The organism is Mesorhizobium sp. B2-9-1, from assembly GCF_006439455.1.
GTDB lineage: Bacteria > Pseudomonadota > Alphaproteobacteria > Rhizobiales > Rhizobiaceae > Mesorhizobium.
Genome location: NZ_VFTP01000002.1, coordinates 332,435 through 354,839, shown reverse-complemented (window position 1 = coordinate 354,839; position 22,405 = coordinate 332,435). Strand labels below are relative to the sequence as shown.

Annotated in this window: 22 protein-coding genes; 13 read left to right on the top strand and 9 right to left on the bottom strand. The window is 63.7% G+C overall.

Annotation, left to right across the window (positions count from 1 at the left end; genetic code table 11):
- Window positions 1-143 precede the first annotated feature (143 nt).
- The gene (locus FJW05_RS05890; protein WP_140629125.1) at window positions 144-1,898 is read left to right on the top strand and encodes an ABC transporter ATP-binding protein; all 1,755 of its coding nucleotides are present in this window, start codon (window positions 144-146) and stop codon (window positions 1,896-1,898) included.
- Between the two features lie 205 nt (window positions 1,899-2,103).
- On the opposite strand, the gene ilvD is transcribed toward FJW05_RS05890, so the two are convergent.
- Window positions 2,104-3,948, bottom strand: coding sequence for a dihydroxy-acid dehydratase (gene ilvD, locus FJW05_RS05885; RefSeq protein ID WP_140629123.1), 1,845 nt, complete (start codon window positions 3,946-3,948; stop codon window positions 2,104-2,106).
- A gap of 183 nt (window positions 3,949-4,131) precedes the next feature.
- Between ilvD and FJW05_RS05880 the strand changes: the two genes are divergently transcribed.
- The 4 genes from FJW05_RS05880 to FJW05_RS05870 all read left to right on the top strand — a co-directional run bounded on the left by FJW05_RS05880 (window position 4,132) and on the right by FJW05_RS05870 (window position 5,625).
- Window positions 4,132-4,476: a metalloregulator ArsR/SmtB family transcription factor gene (locus tag FJW05_RS05880; protein ID WP_181164857.1), complete on the top strand. Its 345-nt coding sequence runs from the start codon at window positions 4,132-4,134 to the stop codon at window positions 4,474-4,476.
- A 114-nt stretch (window positions 4,477-4,590) separates the two neighbouring features.
- A complete protein-coding gene (locus FJW05_RS27960) occupies window positions 4,591-4,899 on the top strand; it encodes an SRPBCC domain-containing protein (RefSeq protein WP_348639806.1) in 309 nt (102 codons plus the stop codon).
- Window positions 4,793-5,122, top strand: coding sequence for an SRPBCC domain-containing protein (locus tag FJW05_RS27640; protein ID WP_246673253.1), 330 nt, complete (start codon window positions 4,793-4,795; stop codon window positions 5,120-5,122). The genes FJW05_RS27960 and FJW05_RS27640 overlap by 107 nt, the downstream gene beginning before the upstream one ends.
- 32 nt (window positions 5,123-5,154) lie before the next feature.
- Window positions 5,155-5,625 (top strand): VOC family protein, encoded by a 471-nt coding sequence (locus FJW05_RS05870; protein WP_140629117.1) that lies wholly within the window; start codon window positions 5,155-5,157, stop codon window positions 5,623-5,625.
- A gap of 168 nt (window positions 5,626-5,793) precedes the next feature.
- Here FJW05_RS05870 and FJW05_RS05865 read toward each other — a convergent pair whose 3' ends face one another.
- From FJW05_RS05865 to FJW05_RS05855, 3 genes are all read right to left on the bottom strand, one after another.
- Window positions 5,794-7,386, bottom strand: a complete 1,593-nt coding sequence (locus FJW05_RS05865) for a peptide chain release factor 3 (RefSeq protein WP_140629115.1) — start codon at window positions 7,384-7,386, stop codon at window positions 5,794-5,796.
- An 88-nt stretch (window positions 7,387-7,474) separates the two neighbouring features.
- Window positions 7,475-8,395, bottom strand: coding sequence for a haloalkane dehalogenase (locus FJW05_RS05860; RefSeq protein ID WP_140629112.1), 921 nt, complete (start codon window positions 8,393-8,395; stop codon window positions 7,475-7,477).
- On the bottom strand, window positions 8,395-8,988 hold the full coding sequence (locus tag FJW05_RS05855) for a TetR/AcrR family transcriptional regulator (RefSeq protein WP_140629109.1): 594 nt from the start codon (window positions 8,986-8,988) through the stop codon (window positions 8,395-8,397). Before FJW05_RS05855 ends, FJW05_RS05860 begins: the two co-directional genes overlap by 1 nt.
- A 100-nt stretch (window positions 8,989-9,088) precedes the next feature.
- On the opposite strand from FJW05_RS05855, the gene FJW05_RS05850 reads away from it, so the two are divergent.
- Window positions 9,089-10,168, top strand: a complete 1,080-nt coding sequence (locus tag FJW05_RS05850; RefSeq protein ID WP_140629106.1) for an FAD-binding oxidoreductase — start codon at window positions 9,089-9,091, stop codon at window positions 10,166-10,168.
- Between the two features lie 49 nt (window positions 10,169-10,217).
- Here FJW05_RS05850 and FJW05_RS05845 read toward each other — a convergent pair whose 3' ends face one another.
- Together FJW05_RS05845 and FJW05_RS05840 are read right to left on the bottom strand one after the other, a co-directional pair.
- Complete coding sequence (locus FJW05_RS05845) at window positions 10,218-11,018, bottom strand: class II glutamine amidotransferase (protein ID WP_140629104.1); 801 nt, start codon at window positions 11,016-11,018, stop codon at window positions 10,218-10,220.
- Between the two features lie 16 nt (window positions 11,019-11,034).
- Window positions 11,035-11,289 carry a DUF6356 family protein gene (locus tag FJW05_RS05840; RefSeq protein WP_140629101.1) on the bottom strand — a complete coding sequence of 85 codons (255 nt, stop codon included), beginning with the start codon at window positions 11,287-11,289 and terminating at the stop codon, window positions 11,035-11,037.
- Window positions 11,290-11,404: 115 nt separating this feature from the next.
- Between FJW05_RS05840 and FJW05_RS05835 the strand changes: the two genes are divergently transcribed.
- The 4 genes from FJW05_RS05835 (at window position 11,405) to FJW05_RS05820 (ending at window position 14,449) form a co-directional block, all read left to right on the top strand.
- Window positions 11,405-11,875 (top strand): Lrp/AsnC family transcriptional regulator, encoded by a 471-nt coding sequence (locus FJW05_RS05835; protein WP_140629098.1) that lies wholly within the window; start codon window positions 11,405-11,407, stop codon window positions 11,873-11,875.
- 328 nt (window positions 11,876-12,203) lie between these two features.
- Window positions 12,204-12,689 carry a dUTP diphosphatase gene (gene dut, locus FJW05_RS05830; protein WP_140629095.1) on the top strand — a complete coding sequence of 162 codons (486 nt, stop codon included), beginning with the start codon at window positions 12,204-12,206 and terminating at the stop codon, window positions 12,687-12,689.
- Window positions 12,690-13,349, top strand: a complete 660-nt coding sequence (locus FJW05_RS05825; RefSeq protein ID WP_140629092.1) for an HAD family phosphatase — start codon at window positions 12,690-12,692, stop codon at window positions 13,347-13,349.
- A gap of 293 nt (window positions 13,350-13,642) precedes the next feature.
- Complete coding sequence (locus tag FJW05_RS05820) at window positions 13,643-14,449, top strand: oxaloacetate decarboxylase (RefSeq protein ID WP_140629089.1); 807 nt, start codon at window positions 13,643-13,645, stop codon at window positions 14,447-14,449.
- Window positions 14,450-14,451: 2 nt separating this feature from the next.
- Here FJW05_RS05820 and FJW05_RS05815 read toward each other — a convergent pair whose 3' ends face one another.
- Entirely contained in the window at window positions 14,452-15,147 is a 696-nt protein-coding gene (locus FJW05_RS05815) for a sulfate transporter family protein (protein WP_140629070.1), read from the bottom strand.
- Between the two features lie 65 nt (window positions 15,148-15,212).
- The gene (locus FJW05_RS05810; RefSeq protein WP_140629067.1) at window positions 15,213-16,115 is read right to left on the bottom strand and encodes an EamA family transporter; all 903 of its coding nucleotides are present in this window, start codon (window positions 16,113-16,115) and stop codon (window positions 15,213-15,215) included.
- 295 nt (window positions 16,116-16,410) lie between these two features.
- Here FJW05_RS05810 and FJW05_RS05805 point away from each other — a divergent pair, with 295 nt between their 5' ends.
- The 3 genes from FJW05_RS05805 to FJW05_RS05795 all read left to right on the top strand — a co-directional run bounded on the left by FJW05_RS05805 (window position 16,411) and on the right by FJW05_RS05795 (window position 19,914).
- Entirely contained in the window at window positions 16,411-17,403 is a 993-nt protein-coding gene (locus FJW05_RS05805) for an adenosine kinase (RefSeq protein ID WP_140629064.1), read from the top strand.
- 262 nt (window positions 17,404-17,665) lie between these two features.
- On the top strand, window positions 17,666-18,373 hold the full coding sequence (locus FJW05_RS05800) for an antitoxin Xre/MbcA/ParS toxin-binding domain-containing protein (protein ID WP_140629061.1): 708 nt from the start codon (window positions 17,666-17,668) through the stop codon (window positions 18,371-18,373).
- 380 nt (window positions 18,374-18,753) lie between these two features.
- The gene (locus FJW05_RS05795) at window positions 18,754-19,914 is read left to right on the top strand and encodes a porin (protein ID WP_140629057.1); all 1,161 of its coding nucleotides are present in this window, start codon (window positions 18,754-18,756) and stop codon (window positions 19,912-19,914) included.
- A gap of 91 nt (window positions 19,915-20,005) precedes the next feature.
- Here FJW05_RS05795 and FJW05_RS05790 read toward each other — a convergent pair whose 3' ends face one another.
- Window positions 20,006-22,285: an NADP-dependent malic enzyme gene (locus tag FJW05_RS05790; RefSeq protein WP_140629054.1), complete on the bottom strand. Its 2,280-nt coding sequence runs from the start codon at window positions 22,283-22,285 to the stop codon at window positions 20,006-20,008.
- Window positions 22,286-22,405 lie beyond the last annotated feature (120 nt).

Genomic DNA, 22,405 nt, shown 5'->3' with positions numbered 1-22,405 from the left:
ATCGTGACCGAAAAGACAGCCTGCCGCAGCCTTTTCTTTCCCTCGATGGCGAAAGGTTCCATCCGGTCTCAACTCGCTCTATAAGCCGCCACGCGCCATTGTGGCGAATCCGAATTTCTCGCAGCCAGCCATAGGATCGGCCGTTGTTTCGCTTCTTCCGCTCGACGGAAAACCAACGCCTCATCGCGAGGCTGGTAAGAGAATCCTTCCATGACCATAAGTTCGGCTATGGCGCGGCCATATTGTCGATGCTGGTGGTCGCCCTCATGACGGGGGCAAGCGCCTGGATCCTGCGCGAAATCACCAACGAGTTCGTGGTCTATAAGCGGATAGACCGCGTCAACCTGATTGCCGGGGGTGTGGCGGCGATCTTTGTTCTCAAGGGCATCGCGACTTTCGTCCAGACCTATTTCATGAGCCGCGTCGGCAATGCCATCATTGCCGACCGGCAGCGCAAGATCTACGACCGTATCCTGGCGCAAGGCATCGAATTCTACCATTCGACCTCGTCTTCCGACCTGATCACCCGCATGACCAACAACGCGCAGGCGGCGCGCAGCGTGCTCGACCTCGTCGTCACGTCCTATGTGCGGGACCTGGTGACGTTGGTTGTGCTGGTGATGGTCATGGTCTGGCAGCAGCCGGCGCTGTCGCTGATCTGCTTCGTCGTCGGACCGGTGGCGATCTATGGCGTCAACCGCATCCTGAGACGCGTCCGCAAGATCGCGGCGATGGAATTCATCTCGCTCGGCCAGATCGTGCATGTGATGCAGGAAACGGCGATCGGCGTGCGGGTCGTCAAATCCTTCAATCTCGAAGCCGCGATGCGCAGGCGCATGCACAAGGCGGTGTCGGACGTCGAAACCCGTGCGAACAACATCGCCACGCTGGAAGCCGCCACCAGCCCGGTGATGGAAACGCTGGCCGGGCTGGCGATTGCCGGCGCCGTGCTGGTCAGCGGCCTGCTGGTGCTGCAGGGCGGCCAGATGCCAGGCAACATCATGGCCTTCATCGCCGCGCTGCTGCTGGCCTATGAGCCGGCAAAGCGCCTGGCCCGCGTCCGCATCTCGCTGGAGACGGGCATTGTCGGCGTGCGCATGATGTTCCAGCTCGCCGACCGGCCGCTGACGCTGGCCGAGAAACCCGGCGCAACGCCGCTGCAACCCGGTCCGGGGGAAATCCGCTTCGACAATGTCGGCTTCGCCTATCCGGAAAGCCCGCCGGTGTTCGAAGGATTCAACCTGACGCTTGACGCCGGCAAGATGACGGCGCTGGTCGGACCGTCGGGCAGCGGCAAGTCGACGATCCTGAACTTGATCATGCGCATGTATGATCCGCAGACCGGCAAGGTGATGTTCGACGGCCAGGACATCTCGTTCGCGACGCTCGATTCGCTCAGGCGCAAGATCGCCTATGTCAGCCAGGACACGTTCCTGTTTGCCGGCACGGTCATGCACAACATCCGCCTCGGCCGCGAGGACGCGACCAACGAAGAGGTGATCGCCGCCGCCAAGGCCGCCAACGCGCACGACTTCATCAGCGCCATGACCAAGGGTTACGACACGGAGGTCGGCGAGAACGGCTCGCTATTGTCCGGGGGCCAGCGCCAGCGCATTTCGATCGCGCGCGCCATGCTGCGCAACGCCGAGATCCTGTTGCTCGACGAGGCGACCAGCGCGCTCGATGCCGAATCGGAAGCGCTGTTCCGCGACGCCCTGCAGCAGCTTACCGTCGGGCGCACGACGATCGTGATCGCGCACCGGCTGTCGACCGTGCACCAGGCCGACACGATCGTGGTGCTGGAAAAGGGCAAGGTGGTGGAAAGCGGCCCGCACAAGACGCTGCTCAAGCAGGGCGGGCTCTACCAGAAGCTTTATGAATATCAGCTGATGCCGTGACGCAGCGCCTCTCCTTCTCCCCTTGCGGGAGAAGGTGTCGCCGAAGGCGACGGATGAGGGGTGTTGGAAGGATCGCGACGCAGCAGAATTAAGCGCGCGGATTCCTTCAATCTTCGACGTCTCACTCCGCTGGAGCACCCCTCATCCGTCTCGGCGCTGCGCGCCGATCCACCTTCTCCCACAAGGGGAGAAGGGGAAGCGCTCCTTACTCCGGCACTTTCCTGACCGCGCCCTTGTCGGCGCTGGTGGCGAAAGCCGCATAGGCACGCAATGCCGTCGTCACCTTGCGCTTGCGCTTCTCGGCCGGTTTCCAGGCGTCGGCGCCCTTCGCCGCCATCGCCCTGCGGCGAGCATCGAGCTCGGCCTCGCTGACGGCGAGATTGATCTTGCGATTGGGGATGTCGATCTCGATCGTGTCGCCTTCCTGGACCAGGCCGATCGCGCCGCCTTCGGCGGCTTCCGGCGAAACATGGCCGATGGACAGGCCCGACGTGCCGCCGGAGAAGCGGCCGTCGGTGATCAGCGCGCAGGCTTTGCCGAGGCCCTTCGACTTCAGGTAGCTGGTCGGGTAGAGCATTTCCTGCATGCCGGGGCCGCCGCGCGGTCCCTCGTAGCGGATGACGACGATGTCACCGGACTTGATCTCATTGCCGAGGATCGCCTTGACGGAGGCATCCTGGCTTTCGAAGACGCGAGCCGGACCGGTGAATTTCAGGATGGATTCATCGACGCCCGCCGTCTTCACGATGCAGCCGTCGAGCGCCAGATTGCCCTTCAGCACGGCAAGACCGCCATCCTTCGAGAAAGGCGTCTTTGCCGAGCGGATGACGCCCGTCTCGCGGTTGGTGTCGAGCTCGTCCCAGCGGCGGTCCTGGCTGAAAGCGACCTGGGTCGGCACGCCGCCGGGAGCGGCGAGGAAGAAGTCGCGGACGTTTTCGGCAGAGGTGCGCGAAATATCCCAGTGGTCGAGGGCCTCGCCGAGGGTCGCCGTATGCACGGTCGGCAGGTCGCGATTGATCAGGCCGGCCTGGTCGAGCTGGCCGAGAATGGCCATGATGCCGCCGGCGCGGTGGACGTCTTCCATGTGGACATCGGACTTGGCCGGCGCCACCTTGCAGAGCACCGGCACCCGGCGCGACAGACGATCGATGTCCTCCATGGTGAAGCCGACCTCGCCCTCATGGGCTGCGGCAAGGATGTGCAGCACCGTGTTGGTCGAGCCGCCCATGGCGATGTCGAGCGCCATCGCGTTCTCGAAGGCGCCCTTGGAGGCGATGCTGCGCGGCAGTGCCGTTTCGTCGTCCTGCTCGTAATAGCGCTGGGCGAGATCGACGACGAGATGGCCGGCCTCGACGAACAGGCGCTTGCGGTCGGCATGGGTGGCCAACGTGGAGCCGTTGCCCGGCAGCGACAGACCCAGCGCCTCGGTCAGGCAGTTCATCGAATTGGCGGTGAACATGCCGGAGCAGGAGCCGCAGGTCGGGCAGGCCGAGCGCTCGATGACCTTAACGTCCTCGTCGGAGATCTTGTCGTCGGCGGCCGCGACCATGGCGTCGACCAGATCGAGCGCCTGCGCCTTGCCGGCCAGCACCACCTTGCCGGCCTCCATCGGGCCGCCCGAGACGAAGACGGTCGGGATATTGAGGCGCAGCGAAGCCATCAGCATGCCGGGGGTGATCTTGTCGCAGTTGGAGATGCAGACCATGGCGTCGGCGCAATGCGCGTTGACCATGTATTCGACGGAATCCGCGATCAGCTCGCGCGACGGCAGCGAATAGAGCATGCCGTCGTGACCCATCGCGATGCCGTCGTCGACCGCGATGGTGTTGAATTCCTTGGCGACGCCCCCGGCCTTCTCGATCTCGCGCGCAACGAGCTGGCCGAGATCCTTCAGATGGACATGGCCCGGCACGAACTGGGTGAAGGAATTCACCACCGCGATGATCGGCTTGCCGAAATCCGAATCCTTCATGCCGGTGGCGCGCCAGAGGCCGCGAGCGCCGGCCATGTTGCGGCCATGGGTGGTGGTGCGGGAACGATAGGCGGGCATTCGATTGTCCTTGCTGGCTGGCCACACCGATGCGCGGCGGGCGGCGCTCGAATTTAGTCGGCAGCGGTTATAGCGATCACGGCCCGGCATGACCACCATTTTGCACTGCGCCAGAAAGCTGGTTGACCATCGACGTCGATTTGTATATAGCCACTTAGGAATATAACTGATTGGCTATCCAACGTGAATCAACTCGACGCTACGTTTGCAGCACTTTCCGACCCGACGCGGCGCGCCATTCTGGCCCGGCTCATCGATGGAGAGGCCTCGGTGATGGAGCTTGCCGAGCCCTTCGCCATGAGCCAGCCGTCGATCTCGAAGCATCTCAAAGTGCTTGAGAGCGCAGGCCTGATCTCGCGCAGCCGTGACGCCCAGCGCAGGCCATGCCGGCTCGAAGTGAAGCCACTGGCCGAAGCCACGGAGTGGTTGGAGCGTTATCGCAAGATTTGGGAAGGTAATTTCCAGCGGCTCGATGCGTTGCTGGGTGCGCTGCAGGCCAGCAAGAGCCCCGGCGAGGCGGAACAATAGCCGAAGCCGCACGTACCCGACCTATGGCACGGCCCAATCAGAAAAATAGCAGTCGTGTCGGACCAGCGCGCGGCCGGACGTCCTTGGGACAAGCGAACACAGAGAGGACATTCCATGAGCACCACGAGATTGCCACGCTCCACCGTCGCGACGCTGACCGTTACAACCCCCAGCGATCGCGAGGTCCGCATAACCCGCGTCTTCGACGCGCCGCGTCCGATGGTGTTCGATTGCTGGACCGTCCCGGAACTGCTCAAGGGCTGGCTGCATGGCCCGGATGGCTGGCGGCTGGAGACTTGCGAGGTCGACCTCAGGGGTGGGCGGGTCGGCGCGCTATGTGTGGCGGCATCGCGACGGCCAGCCGATGGGCATGAGCGCCACCTATCGCGAGATCATCCGGCCGAGCCTGATCGTGGCCAGTGAGCTTTTCGACGAGGACTGGACCGGCGGTGAGACGCTTGGAACCGTGGCCTTCACCGAGGCCGAGGGCAAGACGCTGCTGACGCAAACGATCCTCTACGTGTCGCAAGCCGCGCGCGACGGCGCGCTCGGCACCGGCATGACGTCAGGCATGGCCGGCAGTTACGCACAGCTCGATGCCTATCTCGGTTCCCTTCACGACACCGCCGCCAAGGGCGCCGCCTGACCTTTCATATGAAAAGCGCAAAGGAAAAGACGATGCAGAAGATCACCACCTTCCTGTGGTTCGACACCCAGGCCGAACAGGCGATGAACCACTACATCTCCATCTTCGAGAATTCGAAGGTGCTGAGTGTGACGCGCTGGCCCGAGGGGCATCCTCAGCAAGGCCAGGTGCTGGTCGCCTCGTTCGAGCTCGACGGGGTAGTTTTCCAGGCGCTGAACGGCGGGCCGCAGTACAACTTCACCGAAGCGATCTCGCTGTCGATCGACTGCAAGACGCAAGCTGAGGTCGATCATTTCTGGACCAGGCTGACCGAAGGCGGCGGCCAGCCCGGCCCTTGCGGCTGGCTGAAGGACAAGTTCGGTGTTTCCTGGCAGGTGGTGCCGAAGCAGTTGCCGCGGCTGCTTCAGGATCCAGACCGGGCCAAGGCTGGCCGCGTCATGGACGCGATGATGCAGATGGGCAAGATCGAAATCGACAGGCTTGAGGAAGCGGCGAAGGGGTGATCACTTTTTCCTTCTCCCCTTGTGGGAGAAGGTGGATCGGCGCGCAAGCGCCGAGACGGATGAGGGGTGTTCCAGCGGAGTGAGGCGTCTGCGTTCCCTGGAACAACCCTCATCCGACCTCGCTTCGCGAGGCCACCTTCCCCCACAAGGGGGGAAGGGAAAACAGCGCTACGCCGCCTTGTCGCGGACCTGGTAATCCTTGACCGCGGCGAAGCGGATCGCTTTCCAGCGCTCGGCTTCGTAGTTCAGCGAGAAAGCGTGCTGGGCGAGGAAGACCGGATCATTGTCGAGGTCGCGGGCGATGTCGCCGCGATGCGCCTCGATGAAACGCTGGACTTCCGCCTTGTCGTCGGCCGAGATCCAGCGGCAGATCGAGAAACGCGACATCTCGAAATCAACCGGCAGCGTGTATTCGATGTTCAGCCGTTCCTTCAGAACGTCGAGCTGCAGCGCGCCGACGACGCCGACGATGGCCGGCGAGCCGTCCTCGGGCGAGAACAGCTGAACGACGCCTTCCTCGGCCATCTGGTGCAGCGCTTCCTTCAGCTTCTTAGCCTTCATGGCGTCGCCGAGACGCACGCGGCGCAGGATTTCGGGCGCGAAATTCGGCACGCCGCGGAACAGTATCTCCTCGCCTTCGGTCAGCGTGTCGCCGATGCGCAGCGTGCCGTGGTTGGGGATGCCGACGACGTCGCCGGCGAAGGCCTCGTCGGCGGTGACGCGGGTGCGGGCGAAGAAGAACTGCGGCGCCGACAGGCTCATCGGCTTGCCGGTGCGTACCAGCTTGGCCTTCATGCCGCGCTCAAGCTTGCCCGAGCAGACACGCACGAAGGCGATGCGGTCGCGGTGGTTCGGATCCATGTTGGCCTGGATCTTGAAGACGAAGGAGGTCATCTTCGCCTCCGTTGCCTCGACCGTTCGCTCGTCGGCTTCCTGGGCGCGCGGCGGCGGGCCGTAGGCGCCGAGCGCCTCGATCAGGTCGCGCACGCCGTAATTGCGCAACGCCGAGCCGAAATAGACCGGCGTCAGGTGGCCTTCGCGAAAGGCCTCCACGTCGAGCGGACGACAAGCCTCCCGCGCGAGTTCCAGTTCCTCGATGAAGGCCTCGCGTTCGTTTTCGGGCAAAAGGCCGGCGACGCGGTTGGAATCGGGCCCGTTGACCGGCGTGCGCTCCTTTTCCGCGTCGCCCTTGCGCACCGCGTTCAGCGCCAGATGGTAGGTGCCGGAAAAGGTCCTGCCGCGGCCGATCGGCCAGGTGACGGGCGCGGTGTCCAGCGCCAGCTTCTGCTCGATCTCGTCGAGGATCTCGAATGGATCGCGGCTCTCGCGGTCCATCTTGTTGACGAAGGTGATGATCGGAATGTCGCGCAGCCGGCAGACCTCGAACAATTTCAGCGTGCGCGGCTCGATGCCCTTGGCGGCGTCGATGACCATGACCGCCGAATCCACCGCCGACAGCGTGCGATAAGTGTCGTCGGCGAAATCCTCGTGGCCGGGCGTGTCGAGCAGGTTGAAGACATTGTCGTCATATTCGAAGGTCATCACCGAGGTGACGACCGAGATGCCGCGCTCGCGCTCGATCTTCATCCAGTCGGACCGCGTCTGGATGCGGTCCTTCTTGGCCTTGACCTCGCCGGCGAGCTGGATGGCGCCGCCGAACAGCAGCAGCTTTTCGGTGAGCGTGGTCTTGCCGGCGTCGGGGTGCGCGATGATCGCGAAGGTGCGGCGGCGCGCAACCTCTTCGGGTATTGTTTCGGGCATTTCTTTTAAGGCGTTCCGTGTGACAGGCGGCGCTTCTACCAGCGTGGCGCCGGCCTGTCGACATGCGGCGGGCGCCCGCCGCTCCGCGTCAGGCCGGTTCGGCCGCGCTTTCGGCCCGGGCGATCTGCGGCAGCCATCCGGCAATGGCCTTGCCGATCGTGTCGGGATGGTCTTCCTGCAGATAATGGGCGCCCGGCCCCAGATCGATGAAGCGACAGTTCTTCAGCCGCGCCGCGAATTCCTTTGCCGCCTGCGCTGAAATCAGAGCGCCTGGATCGCCGGCGAACAGCAGTTTCGGATAGGAGGAGAGCCGCAGCGCCCGATGGTCGTGCGCGCTGATTGCGGCGACATCGGCCGGCAGGCCTTCGATCGGCAGCTCCCTCGGCAAGCGCAGCGCCGGCTTGCGCGACAGCGGCGTCGGGAACGGCGCGCGGTAAGCGGCCATTTCCTCCTCGCTCATCGGCCGCAGGACCGAGGCGGGCAGGATTTTTTCGACGAAGACATTGTCCTCCAATACCAGCTTCCCGCCGGCGCCCGGCGTGCGCAACGCCTTGAAGAGCTCGCGCGCCTGCGGGCGCTGGTGGAAATCCTCCCAGCGCTCGAAGGGCCGGATGAATTCCATGAAAGCCAGGCCCAGAACCCGCCGCGGCCGTCGCGCCGCGAAATGGAACGCCAGCGCGGTGCCCCAGTCCTGAGCGACGATCACCAAGTCCTGGAGATCGAGTGCGTCGATAAAGGCGTCGAGATAACGAACCTGATCGAAGAAGCGATAGTCGATATCCGGCTTGCCCGATTGGCCATAGCCGATCAGATCGGGCGCGATGCAGCGGCCGAACGGCGCGACATGCGGGATGATGTTGCGCCATATGTAGGAAGACGTCGGGTTGCCGTGCAGGAACAGCACGGTCGGGCCAGCCGATCCGGCCTCCAGATAGGACATGGTAGAATCCAGCACCGCCACCTGTGAACGCCACAAGGTGGCCTGCTGTCCGTCGGTCGTTGTGTTCATCACGCTTTCTCCTTCCCAAATACAGTGCTGAAGATGATGTTCTTGAACCGCTCGAGCGGTTCCGGGCTGCGCTCGACCTTCATGCGCAGCATGGCGCCCTGCCAGGAGGACAGCAGGAAATCGGCAAGGTCCTCGGCATCGAATGTCTTGGATATTTCGCCCGCCGCCTGACCCTCCGCGATGCAGGCCGCGAACGGCCGGCGCCAGCGCTCGAAAATGTCGACCAGCCTGAGCCGCAGCGGTTCGCTGTGAACAGCCGTTTCCAGGCTGAGATTGCCGATCATGCAGCCGCGCGCCCAGTCATGCGCCTCGAGCTTCGAGGTGATGACGTCGAGATAGCGGCGCAGCCTGCCGATGGGCGGCGTACCGTCCCGCGCCAGCGCTTTTTCCACCAAACCGCTGACATAGGCGAAGTAGCGTTCCAGCACCTCGCCGGCGAAGTCTTCCTTCGAGGCGAAATGGTTGGTGAAGGAACCCGGCCTGGCGCCGGCCGCCGCGACGATGTCGCGCACGCCGGCTGCGGTGTAGCCCGCATTCCAGATGGTCTGGAAGCCGGCTTCGAGAAGGTTTTCGCGGAGTGATTGTCTAGCCATGACGATATAATACGTACGTACGTATTGAAGTCAAGCACTCAAGTTTGCATTGGCAAATGCCTGCGCAAATGGCAGTTGAAGGACATCACAGAGAACCGCGATGGAGAGCAGCGTGACGAAAGAAGTCATCGTCATCGGCGCCGGCATCATCGGCGCTTCGATCGCCTGGCATCTGACGAAAGCCGGCGCGCGGGTGGCGGTGGTTTCGGAAAGCCGCGCCGGCGGTGTCGCCACGTCCAATTCCTTCGCCTGGATCAATGCCAGCTGGGGCAATCCGGAAACCTATTTCCGGCTGCGTATCCGCGCCATAGCCGAATGGAAAAGGCTGGCGAAGGACGTGCCCGGCCTGCCGGTCGCCTGGTGCGGCGGCCTGTGCTTCGACCTGCCGCCGGACAGGCTCGAGGCCTATGCGGCCGAACACTCGTCATGGGGCTATGGCATCGAGCGGGTCGGGCGCGAACAGGCGGCGCGCATCGAACCCAATTTGGCGGAGCTTCCCGAATTTGCACTTTATGTCGCGCAGGAAGGCGTGGCCGAGCCTGTGGCGACCACGAAGGCGCTGCTGGCGGATGCCGAACGGCGCGGGGCACGGCTCGTCACGGGAACCGTCGACAGGCTGGCGCTGGTCAACGGCAAGGTCACGGGCGTGGTCGCTTCGGGCGAGATCATCGCCGCCGACGAGGTGGTGATAGCGTCGGGCGCCGGCGCACCGGCGATCGCCGCGACGGCAGGCATCAAGCTGCCGATCGAGACCCCGCCCGGCCTGATCGTGCATTCGCGACCGCACCCAAAGCTGCTCAACGGGCTGGTGCTGGCTGACAGACTGCATATGCGCCAAACCGCCGACGGCCGTATCATCGCCGGCTCAGATTTCGGTGGCGGCGATCCGGGTGAGAATCCGGAGGCCGCCGCACACGCGCTGTTCGCCGCGACGAAAGCGATGCTGCGCGACGCCAACGGGCTGGAAATCGACTTCCACACGATCGGCTACCGTCCAACGCCGGTCGACGGTTTCCCGATCGTCAGCCGCGCGGAAGGCGTCGGCGGCCTTTATGTCGCCGTCACCCATTCCGGCATCACGCTGGCGCCGGCCGTCGGCCTGTTTGCGGCCGGCGAAATCCTCAACGGTGAGCGCCATGCATTGATCGAGCCCTACGCCCTGTCGCGGTTCGATCAGTAACCCGGCGGCCGGCGGAAAGAGGATGGCGAGGCTTGATCGAAATTGCGGTTCAGCCCGCCAGCGCCAGCGGGGCCGCCGCCGGCGCGAACGGACGGATGCCGGTGCCTTCCCTCGTCATGGTGACGAAGCTCGCCGGAGGTATCGCCTGCCACTCGCCGCCGTCGCGGTCGAAGGGTTCCGAGACGATGCAATGGCCGGCGCGCTTCGCGAAGGCGCCGGTATAGAGCGTCGGCGCATGGCCGTCGGTGGCGTAGCGCACGGCATAGAGCGCCTCGCCATCGGAGAAGGCCGCGGTCAGTTTCAACGCAGGTTCGATGCCGGCCCGGCGGGAGGCTTCGATGACGCGACCGGTTGCCCGCGAGACCGCGCCCTGCGGGTCGGTCGCCAGTCCCTGGTCGATCATCAAGAGGAAAAAGAGCTCGGAATCGGTGGTGCCCTCGCGCTGGTCGAAGACCGCGTCGGAGAGCGAGTTCTCCAGCGCGCGGCGGATCTTTTCGAAACCGCCGATCTGGCCGTTATGCATGAACGACCAGCGGCCGGAGACGAAGGGATGGCAGTTCATGCGGCTGGTGGCGCCGCCGGTCGAAGCGCGCACATGGGCGAGGAACAGGCCCGACTTGATCTGCCGGCAGAGGCTCTTCAGATTGGGGTCGGACCAGGCCGGCAGGATATCGCGATAGAGGCCGGGCTCAGGCCGGTCGCCATACCAGGCGAGGCCAAAACCGTCGCCATTTGTCGGCGACTTGGCTTCCTGGGCGCAGTGGCTCTGGGCGATCAGCGAATGGCAGGGCGCGGTGATGATGTCTTCGAGGAAGACCGCTTCACCAAGATAGGCCGCCCACCGGCACATCGCTTTCCACCATCTGTCAGGCGCGGTCCAGGAGAGCCTTGGGCTCCTTCACCGCATGCGAACCTCTGTTGTGCGTGCGCTCATAGAGCTCGCGAACGATTCGGCTCGCCGTAGTTTCGAACAGAAATGGCAAGAAAGCGTGAACGAGCGCGGCGCCCGCGGCCATCGACAGGCGCGAACAGAACCAGGCGGCGAAGGCCATATGGCCGAAATAGGTCTCGCCGACCTTCTCCGGGTGAGAGGTGAAGAGCGCCGCAAGCCGTGTCGTCATGGTGATCCCTCCTGCCGGGATGAGCCCCGATGCTGAGTATCCTGCCACATGGGTTTGGTTCACCGGTCCCAAATTGTCCTTGCTTTCGTCCTATTCATGGGACATTCATCCCAACATGTCTGTGGAAATTGATGAAATCGATCGAAGATTGCTGGCCGAGCTGCAACGCGACGGCACGCTGTCGGTCGATCAACTGTCGGAGCGGGTGGCGCTTTCGCGCAATGCCTGTTGGCGGCGTGTCAAGCGCCTGGAGGAAGATGGCGTCATCACCGGTCGCGTCGCGCTGGTCGACGCCGACAAGCTCGGGCTTGGGCTGTCCGTCTTTATCCTGGTCCGCACCTCCAACCATGACCCGGACTGGTTGCGGAAATTCCGCGCAGCGGTCACCGGCTTTGCCGAGATCACCGGCGTCTACCGCATGTCGGGCGACCTCGACTATGTGCTGAGGGCCCGCGTCGCTGACGTGAAGGCCTATGACCGGCTCTACCAGCGGCTGATCGCCAAGGTGGCGCTGTCGGACGTCTCGGCCTCCTTCGTCATGGAGGAGATCAAGGAGACGACCGTCGTGCCAGTGGAACTGCGCTAGATTGACCGAGGCCCCCGCGACTTCGTCATCCACGGGCGGAGCGGGAGCGAAGCGGACGCGGAGACCCGAGGATCCATTCCGTTACCTCGACCCTAGAGCGCAGCGGGGAAGAATTCTGCACGGTTGCAACACGTTGAAGTCACGGAATGGATCCTCGGGTTCTCCGCGTCCCTTCGCTCCTTGCTCCGCCCGTGGATGACGAAGCGATGAGTGTTTTCGCCAATCGCCAAAGTAGACGGCGAGGTCATAGTCACGCCAGAAAGAAAGCCGTTGATAGTATGGCGGGCGAGTTGACCGAATCGCCGCACGCGCCGATAGGATCGATTTCATGCGCACGGCTGTCCATTCTTCCTCCGTCATCGGCCCCACCGTCGGTTTCGTCAGGCTTCCGCATGGCGATGGCCTGCCGCTGCCGGCCTATGAAAGCGCGGGCGCCGCTGGCATGGATTTGCGCGCCGCGGTGCCGGAAGACCGGCCGCTGCTCATCCTGCCGGGAAAGCGTGCCCTGGTGCCAACCGGGCTCGTCCTGGAAATCCCCGAAGGCATGGAGGGCCAGGTGCGGCCACGTTCGGGCCTTGCCTTCAAGCATGGGCTCACCGTCCTCAACACGCCCGGCACCGTCGACAGCGACTATCGCGGCGAGGTGAAGGTGCTGCTGGTCAATCTCGGCGACGAGGATTTCTCGGTGACGCGCGGCATGCGCATTGCCCAGATCGTTTTCGCGGCCGTGACCCAGGTTGCGGTCGAGGAAAGAGGGCTGGCCGGCGGCACGGCGCGCGGCGCAGGCGGCTTCGGGTCGACCGGCACCGCTTGAATGGCAATCCCTAAGCTGGTTATCTTCGACTGCGACGGTGTCTTGGTCGACACCGAGAACCTTGCCAACAGGCGCCTCGCCGAATGGCTGACCATCGCCGGGTTTACGACCACATTCGAATATTGTCGCAAGAACTTCTCCGGCCGCAGCATGGCCTCGGTGCAGAAGGAGATCGAAGAGACAACCGAGGTGCGGCTCGGCGCCGACTTCGTCGAGCGCTGGAATGCCGGCCTGCCGGACCTTTTTTCGCACGGGGTCGAAGCAATCCCCTATGTGCGCGACTTCATCGATAAGGTGCGGGCCGCGGGCATCGCCTATTGCGTCGCTTCCTCGGCGCGGGTCGCGAAGATGCACATCACGCTGGGCCAGACCGGGCTGTTGCCGCTGTTCGAGCATGCGATGTTCTCATCCACCATGGTCAGCCGAGGCAAGCCGTTCCCGGATCTCTTTCTGCATGCGGCAACGACGATGGGCTTCGCGCCGGCCGACTGCATCGTGATCGAGGACAGCGTCGCCGGCACCCAAGCCGGCATAGCCGCAGGCATACGGGTGTTCTCCTATTACGCCGATCCGCTCTCCGATCGCGACGGCCTGGCGGCGGCCGGCGGCATATTGTTCGACGACATGCGCGAACTTGCTGGGCTCGTGCCGATCCGCTGATCGCACCCGGCTGCGCACCGCAACGCGCCGTGCTAGCGTGAGCGCATCCGAGAGGCCCCATGATTTTCCACTCTATGCCGTTGAGGAGCCGGTGCCCAAGGCCGCCTCGTACGACATTTCCGTCACCTATCGCTGGAATAAAGCCAGATCGCATTACGCAAGGAGTTCCTACGCCTTCGAGAAATTGTCAGCAGAAAACGTCAAACGTTTCTGAGCCGGAAGCATTCGTTTGCCCGGTTCAAGCGGCCGCGATAAATTCCCCGCACCACTCCACTCATGATTGAGGACCTGCCATGGACAAGGGCAAGATATTTCGCGATCTGCACGCCTCAACCTTCGTCATGCCCAATCCCTGGGACATAGGCACGACAAAGCTTCTTTCTTCCTTCGGCTTCAAGGCGCTGGCGACGACCAGCGCCGGCTTCGCCTTCTCGCGCGGCCTGCCGGATGGCGCCGTGACCTTCGACGCCATGATCCATCATTGCCGAGAGGTGACTGCGGCGACAGAGCTGCCGGTTTCGGCCGATCTGGAGCGCGGCAAGGGCGACAGCCCAGAACAGGCGGCCGAAACCATCTTCGCGGCCGAAGCCGCCGGTCTTGCCGGCTGCTCGATCGAGGACCACACCGGCGACCCCGGTAATCCGATCTACGATTTCTCGCTGGCGACCGAGCGCGTCGCTGCCGCTGTCGAGGCAGCCCGGGCGCTCAAGCACGATTTCGTCTTCACAGCGCGGGCCGAGAATTTCCTGTGGGGCAAGACCGACCTCGACGACACGATCAAGCGGCTGCAGGCCTTCGAGAAAGCCGGCGCCGACGTGCTTTATGCGCCGGGCATCGGCGACGTCGAAATGGTGCGCACGATCTGCTCGTCGCTAACCCGGCCGGTCAATGTGATGGCCCGACCCGGCTTCACCATCGCCGACCTTGCTATGGCCGGAGCCAAGCGCATCTCGCTCGGACCGTGGCTGACTAATTTCGCCTATGGCATGCTGGAGACGGCGGCGCGCGAAATCCAGCAGGACGGCACCTTCGGCTTCGCCCGGGCGGCGATGCCGTTCGGTAAGCTGCAGGCGTTGTTCCGTAGTGGGGCGACTGAATAAGGCTAAACCGGCTCCCGCGCCGCAACCGCCTTGTGCAGATGCACCATCATGGCGGCGGCAAAAAGCGGCGTCAGAAGGTTGAGCAGCGGCACGGCAAGGAACATGGCGATGACCAGTCCGGCCAGGAACACCGTGCCGGCATATTTGCGGCGCAACGCCTTGGCCTCGGGCTCGGGACGAAACCGCATGGCGGCGAACTCGAAGAATTCGCGGCCCAGCAGATAGCCGTTGACGATGAAGAAGGCGGCAATGTTGATGCCCGGCACCAGCAACAGCAGCAGCGCGACGATGTTGCCGAGGACGACCACGCCGAAGAATTTGACGGCCAGCGCAAGCGAATGCAGCGCCGGCACGGCGCGGCCGGGCGGATCGTCGGGGTAGTCGGTACGTTCGACCACTTGGGCGACATCGTCGAGGAACAGGCCGGCGACGATCGCCGTCACCGGCGCGATGAGCAAGGCCAAGCCGACAGCCAGAACGATGCCGGCGATGATGCCGCCCAGCCACCCGGCCCAGGACGGCAGGCCCGGAAGCAGCGTTTGCAGCCATGGCCAGGCCAGCCATTCGAGCAGGCTCTCCAAACCGACCCACAGCGCCAGCAGAGCGAGCAGCGTCAGCCCCAGCGTCTTCAGAAAAACGGAACGGAATTCGGGAGAGAACAACCGGCTGGCGGCGGCGCGGGCGGCGTCGAGGATCACAGCGTCTTCAAACCCTTCATCGAGAAAGACGCTTCGCAGATAAGCAGGCTGGATGCCAGGCGCAACTATTGCGCAAGCCTGGCCTGTCTCGCCGGAATGGTCATCGCCGCGACGCCGGCGACGACGAAGGCCATGCCGAGCCAGGCCGTCGGCCCGAGGCTTTCGCCGAGGAAGACGGCGCCGATGCCGACGCCGATCGGCACGCGCAGATAGGCCTGCGAGGTGGTGCCGACCGAGCCCAGCGTGTGGATGAGGCGGAAGAAGATCGAGAATGCGAGCGCGGTGGAGAAGACCGAAAGCCCGAAAAGAGCCAGCATCGATGCCGGCGACGGCGTCAACGTCCAGGGCCGGTCGAAGACGAGGCTCAAGGGAATCAGGATCACGGCGCCGCAGATCATCGAGCCGGCCGCCGGCACCATCGGATCGAGCCCGCGGAAGTTACGGCCAAAGATGGCGGCGCCCGCGTAGCAGACGGTGGCGGCGACCACGGCAAGCTGCGCCCAGAGCTGGCGGCCGATGCCGCCAAGGGCCTCGGTGCCGACGATGAGGCAAATGCCGGCGATGCCGGCGCCGACGCCGACGAGCTTGCGCAGGTTCACCGGCTCGTGACGGGTGATCAGCGCCGTCAGCAGGAAGGTGAAGATCGGCGACGTCGCGTTCAGGATCGTCGCAAGACCGGCGTCGATCGAGCGCTCGGCGGCGGCAATCAGCGTGAAAGGGATGACGCTGTTGAGGCAGGCCTGGAACATGAAGCGGCGCCAATTGACCATATCCCGCGGCATGGCAAGGCCGCGCCAGCGGATGAGGCCAAGCAGAATGGCGCCGGCAATCAGCGTGCGTCCGGCGATGAAGGTCACAGGCGGGATTGTCTCGACGCCGATCTTGATGAATGTGTAGGAGGCGCCCCACAGCACCGCCAAAACGCCAAGCAGCGCCAGCTCGGTGGACATTTCGGTCTTCTCGGACATTTCTGCGCCTTCTGCTGCGGGAACGATCCGCTTTGTTGTTACGCAATTCCGGACCCGCCACGCACTTTTCCTGGAATTGCTTCTAGCCCATGGCGGCGCGGAAATGTTTCGATCGCCGTGAAACCATAGCGGCGAAGGCCGCGGTCGATATGGGCCAGTTCGACACGAACGCTGCCGCAGCCGGTGCTTCGCAAGACAATGGCGATTTTCGGGGTAGGCAAAGCAATGCCAAGTCGCTAGACCCGCGCCCGGCCGGCATGCCAGATAGCCGGCTAGGTCCTTGGCGGAGATTTTGATGCCGGAATATGACGTGCTTTGCATCGGCAATGCCATTGTCGACATCATCGCGCAGTGCGACGAAGCTTTTCTCGAGACCAACGGCATCATCAAGGGCGCGATGAACCTCATCGACGCCAGGCGCGCCGAGTTGCTTTACAGCCGCATGGGGCCGGCGATCGAGGCTTCCGGCGGCAGCGCCGGCAACACCGCGGCCGGCGTCGCCAGCCTCGGCGGACGGGCCGCCTTCTTCGGCAAGGTGTCGAACGACGCGCTGGGCGAAATCTACACCCATGACATCCACGCCCAGGGCGTGGCCTTCGATACCGCACCGCTCAAGGGCGAACCGCCGACGGCGCGCTCGATGATCTTCGTCACGCCCGACGGCGAGCGTTCGATGAACACCTATCTCGGCGCCTGCATCGAGCTTGGCCCCGAGGATGTCGAGGCCGACAAAGCCGCCGGCGCCAAGGTGACTTATTTCGAAGGCTATCTGTGGGATCCGCCGCGCGCCAAGGAGGCCATTCGGCAGACGGCCAAGCTGGCGCATGCGGCGGGCCGCGAAGTGTCGATGACACTATCGGATTCCTTCTGCGTCGACCGCTACCGCGACGAGTTTCTCGACCTGATGCGTTCGGGCACCGTCGACATCGTCTTTGCCAACAGCCACGAGATCAAGTCGCTCTATCAGACCGCCTCCTTCGAGGAAGCGCTCGCCGCCATCCGCAAGGATTGCAGAATAGCCGCCGTCACCCGTTCTGAAAAAGGCTCGGTCATCGTGCGCGGCGACGAGACCGTCGTCATCCAGGCGACGAAGATCAAGGAGCTGGTCGACACGACCGGCGCCGGCGATCTCTACGCTGCCGGCTTCCTTTACGGCTACACGACCGGCCGCAGCCTCAAGGACTGCGGCGATCTCGGCTCGCTGTCGGCTGGGCTGGTGATCCAGCAGATCGGCCCGCGCCCGCGCCAGAACCTACGTCGCGAGGCCGAGCAAGCGGGGCTTCTTTAGAGCTGCCCAATAAGTACCGTTGCGTCACCGCCAACAGGGTCGAAACTGGCTTCTCTGTCGCGCCCCTGTCACAAAGCGCTCCTACACGCAAACTGAGGCGTACTGCGACTGACATTGCGGCACGCTTAACTAGGGGTGTGAAGATGCATGCCAGCAACCTGCCGGGCCGCGGCGTTCGTTGCCGCCGCAGCTTTTGCTTTCCGCAATAAGAATTTCAGCATCCGCCGGCGCCTGGGAGGAGCGCGGGCCACAAGACAGATTCATGACCAGATTCCAGAACTCGTCCGACGGGATTTCACAAGAGGCATTGGCAGGCCTGGTCGCCGAGGCGGTGCAGCAGGCGCTGATGCGGCAGGGCGTCCTGCTTGACACCGAGGCGCTGACTTCAGCCGGCAAGATTGCCGGCCATGTGGCCGCTGCCCTTCCCTTCCTGCCATCTGCGCAGCGCCTTGCAATCGATTCCTTCAAGGGCGATTGGACCGGCCTTGCCTCCGATTTTCTGCGCGCAATTGCGGAAAAGATAGCGAGGGGGGATTCGACCCTCCCCGACCGCAGCTTCGAGACCCCGCCGAAACCGGAAGCAGGAAGGCCGATTGCACCGCAGATCGCCGAGCGCGCCGCGGATCTCCAGTCGATGCTGATCGAGGATTGGGCCGGCGAAGTCGCCGGCTCCACCTATCTCGAGGACAAGCTCCGTATCCCGCGGTCCACGCTGCATCGCTGGCAAAGGCGCGGCGAGGTCGTCGCGCTGCGCAAGGGCGGCCGCAAGCATGTCTTCCCATTGGCCCAGTTCGTCGACGGCAGGCCGGTTCCGGGGATCAGCGGCGTGCTTTCGGCGATCGCCAATCCGAGGCTTGCCTGGTTCTGGCTAACCCGACCCTCGCCCGAGCTCGACGGCCGCATCCCCATCGAGATGTTACGGCAAGACACGGTCGAGGACGTCATCCGCGCCGCCCGCACTCTATCCTGACTCCCGTTTCGCGGAGTCAATTTTTTCTATGTTTACCCGGATTCTCAGAAATTTAGCCGGCAAATTATCCGTCATAAAACTGTAATAATTGGCACATTTGGCACATTACACAGGTTATCCTGTGTTCCGATTGTACTTATTGTTCAGAATGTCCCATCTTTGCATTTATGTGACGTGATATTTGCGCAACAAGACTTCCACAAGCGTTCAAAAGGCCGCCTTTCCGACACAATCCCTGTTGTGTGAGGCCAACGATTAGGCCATGTCCAAGGCGAAGAAGCGGCGCCGGTGCGCGTGCTTTTTCAACGATGGGGACGGGGGTGGCAAAGCCGAACGGCACGTCAGGCCTGTCTTGAACCTTTGACTGGAGATTCAAGAAAATGAACATCAAGAGCCTTCTACTCGGCTCCGCTGCGGCTCTGATCGCAGTTTCGGGCGCCCGCGCCGCCGACGCGGTGACCGTTGCCGAGCCGGAACCGGCCGAATACGTGAAGATCTGCGACGTCTACGGCGCCGGCTACTTCTACATCCCCGGCACCGAGACCTGCCTGCGCGTCGGCGGCTACATCCGCTATGACGCCGGCTTCGGCGACATCGGCTCCCTCGACGGCCGCAAGACCAGAGACGTTCAGGACGGCGACCTGCAGAGCACTTGGAAGAAGAACGCCCGTTTTGCGCTGAAGACCTGGACCGGTCAGGAGACCGAGCTCGGCACCTTGAAGACCTATACCGAGACGCGCTTCAACTTCCCGAATGGCGGTCCGTCGAACGTGTCGCTGAACTTCGCATGGATCCAGCTCGGCGGCCTGCGCGTCGGTAAGGACGAATCGGTTTACGACTCGTTCATCGGCTACGCCGGTAACGTCATCCAGGACACGATCATCCCGTACGGCATCAAGGACACCGACCTCGTCAGCTACTACTTCGACGCTGGCAACGGCTTCTCGGGCGTCATCTCGCTTGAAGAAGGTTCTGACGTTACAGGTCTTGTCACCGGCACGGGTACGGGCATTATTTCCGGCACGATCGACAGCTATGTTCCGCATGTCGTCGGCGGCGTGAAGTACAAAGGCGACTGGGGCGCGGTCACCGGCGTCGTCGCCTACGACAGCGCCTATGAGGAAGTGGCCGGCAAGGTTCGCCTGGACGTCAATGTCACCAAGGAACTGACGTTGTTCATCATGGGCGGCTACGGTACCGATGATAACTTCCGCGACACGGGTAACACCATCAACACCCATGGCCGGGGCTTCTACAAGCCGTGGGGCGGCAATTGGGCTGTCTGGGGTGGCGGCACCTACAAGTTCGACGCCAAGACTTCGTTCAACCTCCAGGCTTCGGCTGACGACGACAAGAACTACGCCGTGGCTGCGAACATCGCCTACACCATCGTTCCGGGCTTCACGATCACAGGCGAAGTTGATTGGGACCATTTCGGCAGGTTTGACGATGGGCTCGGTGACACCAATGTCGTCGACTGGACCAAGGCCGACAAGAAGAACAGCGTCGGCGGCATCGTCCGTTTCCAGCGCAATTTCTGATCGATCCTAAAAAGCAAAAAGAAGGCCTGCGGCATCGCCGCGGGCCTTCTGCCTTTTCGGTTCGGCGAAAACCGGTGCGCCCAGCGGCGCGTCAATTCCCCGCCGTATAGGCCGCGATCGCCGCCATGTTGACGATATCTGAGTCCTTGGCGTTGAGCGAGACGATCTGGACCGGCTTGTTGAGGCCGACCAGCAGCGGGCCGATGACGGTCGAGCCGCCAAGTTCCTGCAGCATCTTGGTCGAGATCGAGGCCGAGTGGAAGGCGGGCATCACCAGCACATTGGCCGGGCCGGTCAGGCGAATGAAAGGATACTGCGCCATGGCGCGCGGGTTCAGCGCCACGTCGGCCGCCATCTCGCCGTCATACTCGAAATCGACGCGGCGCTTGTCGAGGATGCGCACCGCCTCCTGCACGCGCTCGGAACGCTCGCCCTGCGGATGGCCGAAGGTCGAGTAGGCGAGCATGGCAAGTCTCGGCTCGTAACCCATGCGGCGGGCGAAGCCGGCCGCCTCCTCGGCGATGTCGGCGATCTGCTCGGCGTTCGGCATGTCGTGCACGGCGGTGTCGGCGACCAGCACCGTCCTGCCCCGAGCGAGCACGATCGAGACGCCGATGACCCGGTGGCCCGGCTTGGCGTCGATGATGCGGCGCACGTCGTCGAGCGCGGTGGAATAGTTGCGCGTCACACCCGTGACGATGCCGTCGGCGTCGCCCAGCGCCACCATGCAGGCGGCGAAATGGTTGCGGTCGTTGTTGATCAGCCGCTGGCAGTCGCGGAACAGGAAACCCTTCCGCTGCATGCGCTCGTAGAGATAGTCGGTGTAGATGCCGTTGCGGCGCGACAGCCTGGCGTTGATGATCTCGAGGCCCGGCTTGTTCAAGTCGATGCCGGCATTTCGGGCATTGTCCTTGATGACGTCGTCGCGGCCGAGCAGGATCGCCGTGCCGAGCCTCTGGTTCACATAGGAGACGGCGGCGCGCATCACCTGCTCCTCCTCGCCCTCAGCGAAGACGATGCGCTTGGGCTGGCGGCGCACGCGGTCGTAGATGCGCTGCAAGGTCGAGGCGATCGGGTCGCGGCGGGCGGACAGTTCCTGCGCATAGCGGTCGAGGTCGAGGATCGGCTTGCGGGCGACACCGGATTCCATTGCCGCCTTGGCCACCGCCAGCGGGATCGCCGAGATCAGGCGCGGATCGAACGGCACCGGGATGATGTAGTTGGGGCCGAATTTCGGCCGGTTGCCCTGATAGGCGGCGGCGACGTCGTCCGGCACGTCCTGACGCGCCAGCTCGGCAAGCGCCCTGGCGGCCGCGATCTTCATCTCGTCATTGATGGTGGTGGCGCGCACATCCAGCGCGCCGCGGAAGATATAGGGGAAGCCCAGAACATTGTTGACCTGGTTGGGGTAGTCGGAGCGGCCGGTGGCCATGATGGCGTCGGTGCGGATCTCGGCCACTTCCTCCGGCGTGATCTCCGGATCGGGATTGGCCATGGCGAAGATGATCGGGTTCTTGGCCATCGACTGCACCATGGCGGTGGTGAGCGCGCCCTTGGCGGACAGGCCGAGGAAGACGTCTGCGCCGTCCAGCGCTTCGGCCAGGCTGCGCGCCTCGGTCTTGACCGCATGCGCCGACTTCCACTGGTTCATGCCTTCGGTACGGCCCTGGAAGACCACGCCCTTGGTGTCGCACAGGATGATGTTTTCCGGCGAAAAACCCATCGCCTTCATCAATTCGATGCAGGCGATGCCGGCGGCGCCAGCGCCGTTGCAGACCATCTTCGTGGTCTTCATGTCGCGGCCGGTGATCTCCAACGCGTTGATCAGCCCGGCGGCCGAGATGATGGCCGTGCCATGCTGATCGTCATGGAAGACCGGGATGTCCATCAGCTCGCGCAGCCGCTGCTCGATGATGAAGCACTCCGGCGCCTTGATATCCTCCAGGTTGATGCCGCCGAAGGACGGCCCGAGGAAGCGCACGCAATTGATGAACTCTTCGGCGTCCTCGGTCGCCACTTCGAGGTCGATCGAATCGACATCGGCGAAGCGCTTGAACAGCACCGCCTTGCCTTCCATCACCGGCTTCGAGGCCAGCGCGCCGAGATTGCCGAGACCGAGGATGGCGGTGCCGTTGGAGATGACGGCGACCATGTTGCCGCGCGTCGTATAGTCGAAGGCGCGGCTCGGATCCTCGGCGATGGCGCGCACGGGAACGGCGACGCCCGGCGAATAGGCGAGGCTCAGATCGCGTTGCGTCGCCATCGGCTTGGTGGCGACGATCTCCAGCTTGCCGGGCCGTCCCATGGCGTGGAACTCCAGCGCCTCCTCGGGGCTGACGGAGGGGCCGCTGCTTTCCGTTTTCCTGGCCATGTCGCTGACGTTTCTCCCACCATTTCGCGCTCTTGAGGCGCATTGTTTTGAATTACCCGCTTAAGGGTACACGCCGCCGCTGTAAACCGCCAAGCGATCCAGCGATTTTGTTCTTCCGTT

What these genes read in the sequence shown, in the direction of transcription:
- FJW05_RS05825 (WP_140629092.1), top strand. Translation starts at nt 12,690, where the DNA reads ATGGCAATCCCTAAGCTGGTTATCTTCGACTGCGACGGTGTCTTGGTC.
- FJW05_RS05865 (WP_140629115.1), bottom strand. Translation starts at nt 7,386, where the DNA reads ATGCCCGAAACAATACCCGAAGAGGTTGCGCGCCGCCGCACCTTCGCG.
- FJW05_RS05810 (WP_140629067.1), bottom strand. Translation starts at nt 16,115, where the DNA reads ATGTCCGAGAAGACCGAAATGTCCACCGAGCTGGCGCTGCTTGGCGTT.
- FJW05_RS05795 (WP_140629057.1), top strand. Translation starts at nt 18,754, where the DNA reads ATGAACATCAAGAGCCTTCTACTCGGCTCCGCTGCGGCTCTGATCGCA.
- FJW05_RS05800 (WP_140629061.1), top strand. Translation starts at nt 17,666, where the DNA reads ATGACCAGATTCCAGAACTCGTCCGACGGGATTTCACAAGAGGCATTG.
- FJW05_RS05860 (WP_140629112.1), bottom strand. Translation starts at nt 8,395, where the DNA reads ATGAACACAACGACCGACGGACAGCAGGCCACCTTGTGGCGTTCACAG.
- FJW05_RS05820 (WP_140629089.1), top strand. Translation starts at nt 13,643, where the DNA reads ATGGACAAGGGCAAGATATTTCGCGATCTGCACGCCTCAACCTTCGTC.
- FJW05_RS05870 (WP_140629117.1), top strand. Translation starts at nt 5,155, where the DNA reads ATGCAGAAGATCACCACCTTCCTGTGGTTCGACACCCAGGCCGAACAG.
- FJW05_RS05790 (WP_140629054.1), bottom strand. Translation starts at nt 22,285, where the DNA reads ATGGCCAGGAAAACGGAAAGCAGCGGCCCCTCCGTCAGCCCCGAGGAG.
- FJW05_RS05835 (WP_140629098.1), top strand. Translation starts at nt 11,405, where the DNA reads ATGTCTGTGGAAATTGATGAAATCGATCGAAGATTGCTGGCCGAGCTG.
- FJW05_RS05805 (WP_140629064.1), top strand. Translation starts at nt 16,411, where the DNA reads ATGCCGGAATATGACGTGCTTTGCATCGGCAATGCCATTGTCGACATC.
- FJW05_RS27960 (WP_348639806.1), top strand. Translation starts at nt 4,591, where the DNA reads ATGAGCACCACGAGATTGCCACGCTCCACCGTCGCGACGCTGACCGTT.
- dut (WP_140629095.1), top strand. Translation starts at nt 12,204, where the DNA reads ATGCGCACGGCTGTCCATTCTTCCTCCGTCATCGGCCCCACCGTCGGT.
- FJW05_RS05855 (WP_140629109.1), bottom strand. Translation starts at nt 8,988, where the DNA reads ATGGCTAGACAATCACTCCGCGAAAACCTTCTCGAAGCCGGCTTCCAG.
- FJW05_RS05840 (WP_140629101.1), bottom strand. Translation starts at nt 11,289, where the DNA reads ATGACGACACGGCTTGCGGCGCTCTTCACCTCTCACCCGGAGAAGGTC.
- FJW05_RS05850 (WP_140629106.1), top strand. Translation starts at nt 9,089, where the DNA reads ATGGAGAGCAGCGTGACGAAAGAAGTCATCGTCATCGGCGCCGGCATC.
- FJW05_RS05845 (WP_140629104.1), bottom strand. Translation starts at nt 11,018, where the DNA reads ATGTGCCGGTGGGCGGCCTATCTTGGTGAAGCGGTCTTCCTCGAAGAC.
- ilvD (WP_140629123.1), bottom strand. Translation starts at nt 3,948, where the DNA reads ATGCCCGCCTATCGTTCCCGCACCACCACCCATGGCCGCAACATGGCC.